Below are 12504 nucleotides of genomic sequence, written 5' to 3'. Positions count from 1 at the left end.
TGATTGTCGCAGTCGGTTATGCAGTGGATTTATGCTCGATTCACTCTCAACCGACTACAACAATGAGGTACAGCCATGCGTGAAGTGGTGATCGTCGACAGCGTACGGACCGGCCTGGCCAAGTCCTTTCGCGGCAAGTTCAACATGACCCGTCCAGACGACATGGCGGCCCATTGTGTCGATGCCTTGCTGGCGCGCAACGACATCAACCCGGCCAGTGTCGAGGACTGCATCGTCGGGGCCGGGTCCAATGAAGGCGCCCAGGGCTACAACATCGGGCGTAACGTGGCGGTGCTCTCGCGATTGGGCACCGGCACCGCCGGCATGACCCTCAACCGCTTCTGTTCCTCGGGCCTGCAAGCCATTGCCATCGCCGCCAACCAGATCGCTTCCGGTTGCAGCGACATCATCGTGGCGGGCGGCGTGGAGTCCATCAGCCTGACGATGAAAAGCGTCAACACCGACCACCTGATCAACCCGCTACTCAAGGAGCAGGTGCCCGGGATCTATTTCCCCATGGGCCAGACGGCCGAGATCGTTGCCCGTCGTTACCAGGTCAGCCGCGAGGAACAGGACCGCTACGCCTTGCAGAGCCAGCAGCGCACCGCCAAGGCCCAGGCGGCCGGGTTGTTCGATGACGAAATCATCCCGATGGCGATCAAGTACCGGGTCGAGGACAAGAACACTGGCGCTGTGCAGATCCTCGACGGTGTGGTCGATCGCGACGATTGCAATCGCCCGGACACCACCTACGAAAGCCTGGCAGGCCTGAAACCGGTGTTCGCCGAAGACGGTTCGGTGACGGCGGGCAACTCGTCGCAGTTGTCCGACGGGGCTTCGATGACCTTGGTGATTAGCCTGGAAAAAGCCCTGGCGCTAGGGCTCAAGCCCAAGGCATTTTTCCGCGGCTTCACCGTGGCCGGTTGCGAGCCGGACGAGATGGGCATCGGCCCGGTGTTTTCAGTGCCCAAGCTGCTCAAGGCCAAGGGCTTGCAGATCGCCGATATCGACCTGTGGGAACTCAACGAAGCCTTTGCTTCCCAGTGCCTGTACAGCCGCAACCGACTGGAAATCGATCCCGGCAAATACAACGTCAACGGCGGCTCAATCTCCATCGGCCATCCATTCGGCATGACCGGCTCGCGGCAAGTGGGGCACCTGGTGCGCGAGCTGCAGCGACGCAACCTGCGCTACGGTGTCGTAACCATGTGCGTGGGCGGTGGGATGGGGGCTACGGGGTTGTTTGAGATGGTTCGTTAACCGTTTGCCGAAGAGGTTGGGGGGGCAATCTGTGGCGAGGGAGCTTGCTCCCGCTCGGCTGCGAAGCAGTCGCCGGCTTATCAGTACCGTGCTGATTGAACAGGGGCCGCTTCGCGGCCCAGCGGGAGCAAGCTCCCTCGCCACATCCTGCCTAGCTGGCAACCTGCGTCAGCTGTAGCATCCGGCCGATATACGCCTCTATCTCCCGCTCCGCCGCCTCGCGGGTGGCGAACGGACCCTCCTGGGTGCCCTCACGTGTATTGAAATAAAACTCGCCGTTGACCCGGCAGATCCGGTCACTGCGAAAAATAGTCGTAGGGGCGGGATCCAAGGCGCGTTTTCCAAGCATGTCGGGTCTCCAGAGTGCAGCAAGGTCTGTTTCAAATGAGCATATGTGTTGTCCCTGATTCCCGCCTGCCCAGCCGATCGACGGCTACGACCCATACAATCCCGTGGGCGGCCTCTGCCCAACTGTCCCTGTGTCGTGACGCAATAGACGCCTAGAATGGACGTCCTTTGTCTTGGGCTTCGAGGGTTGCATGCACATATCGTCCGGTCGCTGGGTCTACGGCCTGTTCCTCGCCCTGCTGACTGCCCTGCTCTGGGGAATCCTGCCGATCAAGCTCAAGCAAGTGCTGCAAGTGATGGACCCGGTCACCGTGACCTGGTTTCGCTTGCTGGTGTCCGGCGGTTTGCTGTTCATCTATCTGGCGGCTACCCGGCGCCTGCCCAGTCACAAGGTCCTTGGCCCGCGCGGAGGCTGGCTGGTGGCGATGGCGGTGCTCGGGCTGGTGGGCAACTACGTGTTGTACCTGATGGGCCTGAATCGCTTGAGCCCCGGCACCGCGCAACTGGTGGTGCAGATGGGGCCGATCATGTTGCTGGTCGCCAGCCTGTTCGTGTTCAAGGAGCGCTTCAGCGTGGGGCAGGGCATCGGCCTGCTGGTGTTGCTGATCGGTTTTACGCTGTTTTTCAACCAGCGCCTGGGTGAGTTGCTGACGTCCCTGAGCGACTACACCGCCGGGGTGCTGATGGTGTTGCTGGCGTCGACGGTCTGGACCTTCTATGCCTTGGGCCAGAAGCAACTGTTGACGGTGTGGAATTCGTTGCAGGTGATGATGGTGATCTACCTGTTCTGCGCGTTGCTGCTCACCCCCTGGGTGCACCCGTTGGAGGCGCTGCAATTGAGTCCGTTGCAAGGCTGGTTGTTGCTCGCTTGCTGCCTCAACACGCTGATTGCCTATGGCGCGTTTGCCGAAGCCTTGGCCCATTGGGAGGCGTCGCGGGTCAGTGCGACCCTGGCGATCACGCCGCTGGTGACCTTCGCCGCGGTGGCGATGGCGGCTTGGTGGTGGCCTGATTATGTCCATGCCGAGCAGATCAATCTGCTGGGGTATGGCGGGGCGGTGCTGGTGGTGCTGGGTTCGGCGTTGGTCGCCCTGGGGCCCTCGCTGATCGCCGGGCTCAAGGCCCGGCGGCAGCGGATGGTTGTAGAGCGATAGACCGCGTTATCGTTCTTCGCGAGCAAGCCCGCTCCCACATTCGATCTCATCGGACACAGGTTGTGTATCCGACCCCAATCCATTGTGGGAGCGGGCTTGCTCGCGAAGACAGGTTATCGGTCACCGCAAATCTTCAGCCCTGGCTACCCGCCTCCAGCATATTCTCCGGTCGCACCCAGGCATCGAACTCTTCATCGGTCAGGTACCCCAGTTGCAGCGCCGCTTCACGCAAGGTCAGCCCTTCGCCGTAGGCTTTCTTGGCGATTTCCGCTGACTTGTCGTAGCCGATGTGCGGGTTCAGTGCGGTCACCAGCATCAACCCGCGTTCCAGGTGCGCGGCCATCTGCTCGGCATCCGGCTCGAGCCCGGCGATGCAGTGCTGCTGGAAGTTGCTGCAGCCATCGGCCAGCAGCCGGATCGATTGCAGCAGGTTGTGGATGATCACCGGTTTGAACACGTTCAACTGCAAATGCCCCTGACTGGCGGCAAAGCCGATGGTCACGTCGTTGCCCATGACCTGGCAGGCCAGCATCGACAAGGCTTCGCACTGGGTCGGGTTGACCTTGCCGGGCATGATGGAACTGCCCGGTTCGTTGGCCGGCAATTTCACTTCGGCAAACCCCGCCCGCGGCCCGGAACCCAGCAGGCGCAGGTCGTTGGCGATTTTCATCAGGGTCACGGCGAGGGTTTTCAGGGCGCCGGACAAGGCGGTCAAGGGTTCATGGCCGGCCAGCGCGGCAAACTTGTTCGGCGCGGTGACGAACGGCAGGCCCGACAGCGCCGCCAGTTCAGCGGCAATCGCTTCGCCGAAACCATGGGGCGAATTGAGCCCGGTGCCGACCGCCGTGCCGCCTTGGGCCAGTTCGCAGACCGCCGGTAGCGCGGCGCGGATCGCTCGTTCGGCGTAATCGAGTTGAGCAATGAACGCCGACAGTTCCTGGCCAAAGGTGATTGGCGTGGCATCCATCATGTGGGTACGGCCAGTCTTGACCAGTTTCATGTGGCGCGCCGCCAGTTCCGCCAGGCCGCCGGACAGCTCACTGATGGCCGGGAACAATTGCTGGTGGACGGCCTGGGCAGCGGCAATGTGCATCGCGGTGGGGAAGCAGTCGTTGGAGCTCTGCGAGCGGTTGACGTGGTCGTTGGGGTGCACGGGGCTCTTGCCACCGCGGGGGTTGCCGGCCAGTTCGTTGGCGCGCCCGGCGATCACCTCGTTGACGTTCATGTTGCTCTGGGTGCCGCTGCCGGTCTGCCAGACCACCAGCGGGAACTGGTCGTCATGCTGGCCGGCCAGCACTTCGTCGGCGGCCTGTTCGATCAGGCGGGCGATGTCGGCGGGGAGGTCGCCATTGCGATCATTGACCCGTGCGGCGGCTTTCTTGATCAGTGCCAAGGCGTGCAACACCGACAGTGGCATGCGTTCGTTGCCAATGGCGAAGTTGATCATGGAACGCTGCGTCTGGGCGCCCCAGTAGGCGTCGTCCGGGACTTCAACCTGGCCAAGGCTGTCGGTTTCGATACGGCTCATCGGGTCAAACTCCTTAAGGGCTGAATGCGCAGTTTAGGCCCAGATGGGCGGCACCGGTTCCCTCAATCATCCTTCAATCCAGGAGCGGTGGGTTCGGCCCGTCAATCGGACCCGGCAAGCATCGGGGTTGAGGCCCAGCGTTTTTTAGGCGCAGAATGGTCGCCCTTGGGGTTTTACCTCGCCTGTAATCAAAGGAAACTCGATGACCCGTCTTCGTGCCATCTGTACCGCAGTTGCTCTGGTGTGTGCCAGCGGCCCTGTTTTCGCCGATACCGCCAGCCACAACGCCAGCGCCGAAGCGTTCCTGACCCTGGCGCACGCTGACAAACTGGGCACTCCGGTATACATGCAAGTGCAGCAGATGTTTGCCCAGCGCTTTGAACAGACCAAGGCCCCTGAGTCGAAAAAAGCCACCCTGGAAACCTACCAGGCCAAGGCCAATGCCGCGTTGGACCAAGCTATCGGCTGGAACAAGCTCAAGCCGGACATGGTCAAGCTCTACACCAGCAACTTCAGCGAATCGGAGCTCAAGGACCTGGTCGCTTTCTATCAATCGCCACTGGGCAAGAAAGTCCTGGAAAAAATGCCGCAACTGACCCAGCAATCAGCCCAACTGACCCAGGCCAAGCTTGAAAGCGCGGTGCCGGTGGTCAACAAGCTGCTGGCGGACATGACGGCCGAGCTCGAGCCAAAAGCCGCCCCTGCCAAGAAAAAGCCGTAAGCGGAGCCTGGTATGAGCATGCAACAACGCATCGAATCGACACTCGGGCTCTTGCAGCCCGAGCACTTGCAAGTGCTGGATGAAAGCCACATGCACAGCCGTGGCCTGCAGACCCACTTCAAGGCCGTGGTGGTCAGCCAGCAGTTCGAAGGGCTCAATCGTGTCAAGCGTCACCAGAAGGTCTACGGCACGCTGGGCGAGCTGATGGGCGAATTCCATGCGTTGGCGCTGCACACCTACACCCCCGAAGAATGGGCCCAGATCGACGCGGCCCCGGCTTCGCCAACCTGTGCCGGCGGCAGCAAGCACTGAAAGTGGTTGTTTGTCGCGCGGATGCTTGTTGTGGCGAGGGAGCTTGCTCCCGCTGGACCGCGAAGCGGTCCCCTGGAAACTGATCCAGACGACGGCTTCGCCGCCGAGCGGGAGCAAGCTCCCTCGCCACAATGGTCCGGCTCACAGGCGCGTGCAGCTCCTAAAGCCACCGTGTTTTTGCTAGAATCCGCAACGCGCCGCTTACCCGGCGCGTTTTTTTTCGTATCCGGTTCACCCTTTACGAGGGTAGCCACCTGGAGAAACACCCATGGCACAACCCATTGTCGTGGCGGCACTGTATAAGTTCGTCACCCTTGAAGATTACGTCGAGCTGCGTGAGCCCTTGCTCAAGGCCATGCTCGACAACGGCATCAAAGGCACGTTGCTGATCGCCGAAGAAGGCATCAACGGCACGGTTTCCGGCACTCGCGAAGGCATCGATGGCCTGCTGGCCTGGCTCAAGAATGATCCGCGCATGATCGACATCGACCATAAAGAGTCGTATTGCGATGAACAGCCGTTCTACCGCACCAAGGTCAAGCTCAAAAAAGAAATCGTCACCCTCGGCGTCGAAGGCGTGGATCCTAACAAGCAGGTCGGCACCTATGTCGAACCACAGGACTGGAACGCGCTGATCAGCGATCCGGAAGTGTTGTTGATCGACACCCGTAACGATTACGAAGTGTCCATTGGCACCTTCGAGGGCGCCATCGACCCCAAGACCACCAGCTTTCGCGAATTCCCTGAATACATCAAGGCCAACTTCGACCCGGCCAGGCACAAGAAAGTCGCGATGTTCTGCACCGGCGGCATTCGTTGTGAAAAAGCCTCCAGCTACATGCTTGGCCAGGGTTTCGACGAGGTCTATCACCTCAAGGGTGGCATCCTGAAATACCTCGAAGAGGTCCCTCAGGAAGAAACCAAGTGGCGCGGCGACTGCTTCGTGTTCGACAACCGCGTAACCGTCCGTCACGACCTCAGCGAAGGGGACTACGATCAATGTCACGCTTGTCGTACTCCGGTAAGCGTAGAAGACCGCGCTTCGGAGCACTATGTGCCTGGCATCAGTTGCCCGCACTGCTGGGACAAACTGAGCGAGAAGACCCGTCGCAGTGCCATCGACCGGCAAAAGCAGATCGAGTTGGCCAAGGCTCGCAACATGCCGCACCCGATCGGCTACAACTACAAGCAATCATCTTCCGAGGCTTGAACCATGGCGTCACGCCTGCTCTATGTGATGGACCCGATGTGTTCCTGGTGCTGGGGTTTTGCGCCGGTGGCCGAGGCGCTGGTAGAGCAGGCGCAGGCCGCGGGGGTGGAGTTGCACCTGGTGGTGGGTGGTTTGCGCACCGGCAGCGGTTCGGCGCTGGAGCCGACCACCCGGCGCTACATTCTTGAACACTGGCAGGCCGTTACCCAGGCCACCGGCCAGCCCTTCAAGCTTGAAGGCGCGTTGCCGGACGGTTTCGTCTACGACACCGAGCCTGCCTGCCGGGCACTGGTCACGGCCCGCAGCCTGGCTCCGGACCTGGCCTGGAAGTTGGTGAAGCTGATCCAGCAGGCTTTTTATGTGCAAGGCCGCGACGTGACCCACGCCAGCGTGCTGGTGGAGCTGGCCGAACAGGCCGGGCTGCCACGCATCGAATTCGCCGCGGCCTTCGATCGCGCCGATCAACATGCGGCCACTGCTGCGGATTTCACCTGGGTACAGGACCTGGGCATTGCCGGGTTCCCCACACTGTTGGCCGAGCGCGATGGCCAGTTGGCCTTGCTGACCAACGGTTACCAGCCCCTGAGCCAACTGTCGCCTTTGCTTGGCCGCTGGCTGGAGCGCGCGACCTGTGCCTGACCGGCCACCAGATACATCGGCCTCGCAGCGCATCGACCGGTTGAGTTGGGCGGAAATCCGTCGCCTGGCCCTCAAGCATAAAAAAGCCCTGTGGATCGCCAATGGCGTGGCCGTGCTGGCGACGCTGTGCAGCGTACCGATCCCGTTGCTATTGCCGTTGCTGGTGGATGAAGTCCTGCTGGGGCATGGCGATACGGCCCTGAAAGTCATGAACCAGGCGTTGCCCATGGGCTGGCAGCGCGCGGCCGGCTACATTGGACTGATGTTGCTGGTAACCCTGGCCCTGCGCTGTGGCGCATTGCTGTTCAACGTGGTGCAGGCGCGCTTGTTCGCCCGCTTGGCCAAGGACATCGTCTATCGCATTCGCATCCGCTTGATCGAACGTCTCAAGCGAATTTCCCTGGGCGAATACGAAAGCCTGGGCAGCGGTACCGTGGCGGCCCATCTGGTCACCGACCTGGACACCCTGGACAAATTCATCGGCGAAACCCTCAGTCGTTTCCTGGTGGCGATGCTGACCCTGGTGGGCACCGCCGGGATCCTGGTGTGGATGCACTGGGAGCTGGCGCTGCTGATCCTGCTGTTCAATCCGTTGGTGATCTACGCCACGGTGCAGTTGGGCAAGCGGGTCAAGCACCTCAAGAAGCTGGAGAACGACAGCACCTCGCGCTTCACCCAGGCCTTGACCGAAACCCTGGATGCCATCCAGGAAGTGCGCGCCGGTAACCGCCAGGGGTATTTTCTTGGCCGCTTGGGGATGCGCGCCAAGGAGGTCCGCGATTACGCCGTGAGTTCGCAGTGGAAAACCGATGCCTCGAACCGCGCCAGTGGTTTGCTGTTCCAGTTCGGCATCGATATTTTTCGCGCAGCGGCCATGCTCACCGTGGTGTTTTCCGACCTGTCCATCGGCCAGATGCTGGCGGTGTTCAGCTATCTCTGGTTCATGATCGGTCCGGTCGAGCAGCTGTTGAATCTGCAGTACGCCTTTTACGCCGCCGGCGGTGCCTTGAACCGGATCAATGAACTGCTGGCCCGGGCCGACGAGCCCCAGTACACGGGCGTCGTCGATCCGTTCAAGGGCCGTGACACGGTGGGCATCGAGATCCAGGGGTTGAGTTTCGGCTACGGCGAGGAACTGGTGCTCAACCAGTTGAACCTGTCCATCTCGCCGGGCGAGAAAGTCGCCATCGTCGGGGCCAGTGGCGGTGGCAAGAGCACCCTGGTGCAGTTGTTACTGGGGCTGTACACGCCACAGTCAGGCAGCATTCGTTTCGGTGGCGCCACGCAACAGGAGATCGGCCTGGAGACCATCCGGGAGAATGTTGCAGTGGTGTTGCAACATCCGGCGCTGTTCAACGATACGGTGCGGGCAAACCTCGCCATGGGCCGTGAGTGCAGTGACGACGACTGCTGGCGTGCTCTGGAAATCGCCCAGCTCGATGCCACCGTACGGGCGCTGCCCCAGGGTCTGGAGAGCGTCGTTGGGCGTTCCGGGGTGCGGCTGTCGGGCGGACAGCGTCAACGGCTGGCCATCGCTCGCATGGTATTGGCCGACCCACGGGTGGTGATTCTCGACGAAGCCACCTCGGCATTGGACGCGGCCACCGAGTACAACCTTCACCAGGCACTGGCGCGTTTTTTGAGCGCACGCACCACGCTGATCATCGCCCACCGGCTCTCGGCGGTGAAGCAGGCCGATCGGGTATTGGTGTTCGACGGTGGGCAAATCGCCGAAGACGGCGACCATTTGCAGCTGATTGCCGAAGGTGGCCTGTACGCGCGACTCTATGGTCATTTGCAACAGATTCAGCAGCCTTGAGTTTCTAGCGCTTTTCTGCGCTTAGTATCGGAAAAAAAGCAGGCAAACACGCCGATTTTTCTGAATTCCACGCAAAGTCTGTCGATCTGTTCATCCATTCATTCGAAAGGTTGAAAACTAGCCTAGGCTATTGAGTCAGGAGCGGAATTCTGGCGGGTGTTCGTCTGGCAATACCTGTGCAAGGGACCTCATGAAGCAAAAGCAGACTCTCGGAACACCACGGCTGCTAGGCATCGTCTGGCCCTTTATTGCCGTCGTGCTATTTCAGGCATTGCTTGGCGGCGTCAGCCTTTACGTGCTGTCTGCCGTTCGCGGCTATGTGGCGGGGGAGAGTCTCTGGTCCAAGGGCCAGAAAGACGCCATCTATTATCTCAACCTCTACGCCGACAGCCGCGACGAGGCGATTTTCCGCAAATACCAGCAAGCCATCGCCGTCCCCGAGGGCGGCCATGAACTGCGCGTGGCGCTGGATCGCGAACCGCCGGATCTCGAAGCTGCACGGGCCGGGATTCTCCAAGGTGGCAACCATCCGGATGACGTTTCCAGCTTGATCTGGTTGTACCTCAATTTTCGCCACTTCAGTTACCTGGAAGAAGCCATCGATCTCTGGACGGTGGGCGACGGCTACCTGATCGAGCTGGATAACGTCGCCCGGCAGATGCACAACAGCATTACCGCAGGCCAGGCGTCGGAGGTGGATATTCGCGGCTGGAAGGCCCAGATCTTTGCGATCAACGATTCCGTTACCCCGGCTGCCAAGGCCTTCAGCGACGCATTGGGCGAGGGCTCGCGTTTCATTTTGCAGCTTTTGTTGGTGACCAATTTCGCCACCGCCCTGGGACTGATCGTCCTGGCGTTGTTGCGGACCCATAAATTGCTCGCCCAGCGGCAGGTGTTCGCCAACGCGCTGCAGATGGAGAAAGAGCGGGCGCAGATCACCCTGCAATCCATTGGCGACGGGGTCATCACCACCGACGTCGAAGGTGCCATCGCCTACATGAACCCCGCTGCCGAAGCGATGACCCATTGGAAGGCTGAACATGCGACGGGCTTGCCCTTGGCCGCGTTGTTCAATTTGCTCGATGACAATGCCCAGACCGAGGGGCTGACCCTGATCGAGCACATCCTCAGCGGCCGGCTCAGCGGTGCCAGCGAACATTCCAAGCTGATCCAGCGCCTGGATGGCAGTACCGTGTCGGTCACTCTGGTGGGCGCGCCAATCCGTCATGCGGGCAAGGTCAGCGGCGCCGTGCTGGTGTTGCATGACATGACCCAGGAGCGCCAATACATCGCCAACCTGTCGTGGCAGGCTACTCATGATGCCCTGACTGGCCTGGCGAACCGCCGGGAATTCGAGTATCGCCTCGAGCAGGCCTTGCACAACCTCACTCGCCAGGTCGGGCGTCATGCCTTGATGTTTCTCGACCTGGATCAGTTCAAGCTGGTCAACGACACCTGCGGCCATGCAGCGGGTGACGAATTGTTGCGCCATATCTGCGCCTTGCTGCAATCGGGGCTGCGGGAAAACGACACCCTGGCCCGGCTGGGCGGGGATGAGTTCGGGATCTTGCTGGAGAACTGTTCGCCGGAAGCGGCGGAAAAGATTGCCGAAGGGCTGCGCCAGACCGTGCAGAACCTGCACTTTGTCTGGAAGGGCCGGCCGTTCGTGACCACCGTGAGCATCGGCCTGGTGCATATCGCCCAGACGCCGACGACCCTCGAGGCGTCCCTGCGGGCTGCCGACATGGCCTGCTACATGGCCAAGGAAAAGGGCCGCAACCGGGTCCAGGTCTATCATGCCGACGACTCGGAGCTGTCCCTGCGTTTTGGCGAAATGGCCTGGGTCCAGCGCTTGCACATGGCTTTGGAGGAAAATCGCTTCTGCCTCTACGCCCAGGAAATCGCCGCGTTGGGCCCGGGCGACCATGGCGGCGGGCATATTGAGATCCTGTTGCGCCTGCATGACGAAGCCGGGCGGATGATCCTGCCGGATAGCTTCATTCCCGCGGCGGAACGCTACGGCCTGATGACCTCCCTGGACCGTTGGGTGGTGGAGAATGTCTTCAAGATCATCCGCCAGTGCCTGAATGATTCGCGACAGGGGCCTATGGCGATGTGTGCGATCAATCTGTCAGGCACAACGATTGGAGACCAGGCGTTCCTCGATTTTCTGCGTAAACAGTTCGTGGCCTACTCGATTCCGCCGGAAATGATTTGTTTTGAAATTACAGAAACCAGCGCTATTTCGAATTTGGGCAGTGCGATCCGCTTTATCAATGAACTCAAGAGCTTGGGATGTTACTTCTCGCTGGATGACTTTTGCGCCGGAATGTCTTCATTCGCCTACCTGAAACATTTACCTGTAGACTTCCTGAAGATCGACGGGAGTTTCGTAAAGGATATGCTGGACGACCCGATTAACCGAGCAATGGTCGAAGTGATCAATCACATCGGCCACGTCATGGGTAAGCGCACGATTGCCGAGTTTGTTGAGACCGCCCAGATCGAGCAGGCATTGCTGGAGATAGGGGTGGATTACGCTCAGGGGTATGTGATCGAACGCCCGCAATTGTTTACCTGTGACACGTTGCAATGTCGGCCGGCCCGGCCGCAGCCGTTGTTATTCAAGGCCCCCGGCACGTTCCGCTGAAACTCTTGCTGATCTGGAAAATCACAATCAAAAGGAGCCCGACAGTGATCGACACATTCAACCGAACAGGCCCGCTCATGGACGCCACGAGCTATCCGAAATGGGCACAGCAGCTCATTACCGATTGCAGCGAGAGCAAGCGCCGGGTTGTCGAACACGAACTGTACCAGCGCATGCGCGACAACAAGCTCAGCGCCAGGACCATGCGCCACTACCTCATTGGTGGTTGGCCGGTCGTCGAACAGTTCGCTTTATACATGGCACAGAACCTCACCAAGACCCGCTTTGCCCGCCACCCCGGTGAGGACATGGCGCGTCGCTGGCTGATGCGCAACATTCGTGTCGAACTCAACCATGCCGACTACTGGGTCAACTGGAGCGCCGCCCATGGCGTGACCCTGGAAGACCTGCAAGCCCAGCATGTGCCGCCTGAGTTGCATGCCTTGAGCCACTGGTGCTGGCACACCAGTTCCTCGGATTCGCTGATCGTGGCCATCGCCGCGACCAACTATGCCATTGAGGGGGCGACGGGTGAGTGGTCGGCGCTCGTGTGTTCCAGCGGTGTCTACGCGGCCGCTTTCGCCGAGGAAGACCGCAAGCGGGCGATGAAATGGCTGAAGATGCATGCCCAGTACGACGATGCCCATCCTTGGGAAGCCCTGGAAATCATCTGTACGCTGGCGGGGATGAACCCAAGCAAAGCCCTGCAAACGGAGCTGCGCCAGGCCGTCTGCAAGAGCTATGACTACATGTACCTGTTCCTGGAGCGCTGCATGCAACTGGAGCAGTCGGAGACGGTGAGCAAGTCCTCATCCACCCGTGAGCGCCTGGCACTGGCCGGGAGCTGATTACTACCGCTACAG

The 12504-nt window shown here is 60.7% G+C and carries 11 protein-coding genes; 9 read left to right on the top strand and 2 right to left on the bottom strand.

All coding sequences use genetic code 11. The features are described 5' to 3' along the window. Positions 1-75 precede the first annotated feature (75 nt). On the top strand, positions 76-1260 hold the full coding sequence (locus tag TK06_RS12785) for a thiolase family protein (RefSeq protein WP_063322372.1): 1185 nt from the start codon (positions 76-78) through the stop codon (positions 1258-1260). A 151-nt stretch (positions 1261-1411) separates the two neighbouring features. Here the strand turns inward: TK06_RS12785 and TK06_RS12780 are convergent, their stop codons facing one another. Next, the gene (locus TK06_RS12780) at positions 1412-1609 is read right to left on the bottom strand and encodes a DUF6316 family protein (RefSeq protein ID WP_063322371.1); all 198 of its coding nucleotides are present in this window, start codon (positions 1607-1609) and stop codon (positions 1412-1414) included. Positions 1610-1799: 190 nt separating this feature from the next. Between TK06_RS12780 and TK06_RS12775 the strand changes: the two genes are divergently transcribed. Further along, positions 1800-2762, top strand: a complete 963-nt coding sequence (locus TK06_RS12775) for a DMT family transporter (protein WP_063322370.1) — start codon at positions 1800-1802, stop codon at positions 2760-2762. 133 nt (positions 2763-2895) lie between these two features. On the opposite strand, the gene TK06_RS12770 is transcribed toward TK06_RS12775, so the two are convergent. Next, entirely contained in the window at positions 2896-4290 is a 1395-nt protein-coding gene (locus TK06_RS12770; RefSeq protein ID WP_063322369.1) for a class II fumarate hydratase, read from the bottom strand. A 202-nt stretch (positions 4291-4492) separates the two neighbouring features. Between TK06_RS12770 and TK06_RS12765 the strand changes: the two genes are divergently transcribed. The 7 genes from TK06_RS12765 to TK06_RS12735 all read left to right on the top strand — a co-directional run bounded on the left by TK06_RS12765 (position 4493) and on the right by TK06_RS12735 (position 12489). Further along, positions 4493-5011, top strand: a complete 519-nt coding sequence (locus TK06_RS12765) for a DUF2059 domain-containing protein (RefSeq protein WP_018602923.1) — start codon at positions 4493-4495, stop codon at positions 5009-5011. Between the two features lie 12 nt (positions 5012-5023). Beyond that, complete coding sequence (locus tag TK06_RS12760; RefSeq protein WP_014337210.1) at positions 5024-5323, top strand: BolA family protein; 300 nt, start codon at positions 5024-5026, stop codon at positions 5321-5323. Positions 5324-5591: 268 nt separating this feature from the next. Continuing rightward, positions 5592-6533 (top strand): rhodanese-related sulfurtransferase, encoded by a 942-nt coding sequence (locus TK06_RS12755; protein WP_063322368.1) that lies wholly within the window; start codon positions 5592-5594, stop codon positions 6531-6533. A 36-nt stretch (positions 6534-6569) separates the two neighbouring features. Then, on the top strand, positions 6570-7172 hold the full coding sequence (locus tag TK06_RS12750) for a DsbA family protein (protein WP_170845901.1): 603 nt from the start codon (positions 6570-6572) through the stop codon (positions 7170-7172). Next, entirely contained in the window at positions 7165-8991 is a 1827-nt protein-coding gene (locus TK06_RS12745) for an ABC transporter ATP-binding protein (RefSeq protein ID WP_063322366.1), read from the top strand. The genes TK06_RS12750 and TK06_RS12745 overlap by 8 nt, the downstream gene beginning before the upstream one ends. Positions 8992-9181: 190 nt before the next feature. Then, positions 9182-11641, top strand: a complete 2460-nt coding sequence (locus tag TK06_RS12740; protein ID WP_063322365.1) for an EAL domain-containing protein — start codon at positions 9182-9184, stop codon at positions 11639-11641. Positions 11642-11718: 77 nt separating this feature from the next. Continuing rightward, positions 11719-12489 carry a TenA family transcriptional regulator gene (locus TK06_RS12735; RefSeq protein WP_219737843.1) on the top strand — a complete coding sequence of 257 codons (771 nt, stop codon included), beginning with the start codon at positions 11719-11721 and terminating at the stop codon, positions 12487-12489. Positions 12490-12504: the final 15 nt, after the last annotated feature.

Source organism: Pseudomonas fluorescens (genome assembly GCF_001623525.1).
In the GTDB taxonomy this organism is placed as follows: Bacteria; Pseudomonadota; Gammaproteobacteria; order Pseudomonadales; family Pseudomonadaceae; genus Aquipseudomonas; species Aquipseudomonas fluorescens_Q.
Note: the sequence above shows the minus strand (reverse complement) of the source record. Positions and strands in the feature narration are given on the sequence as shown.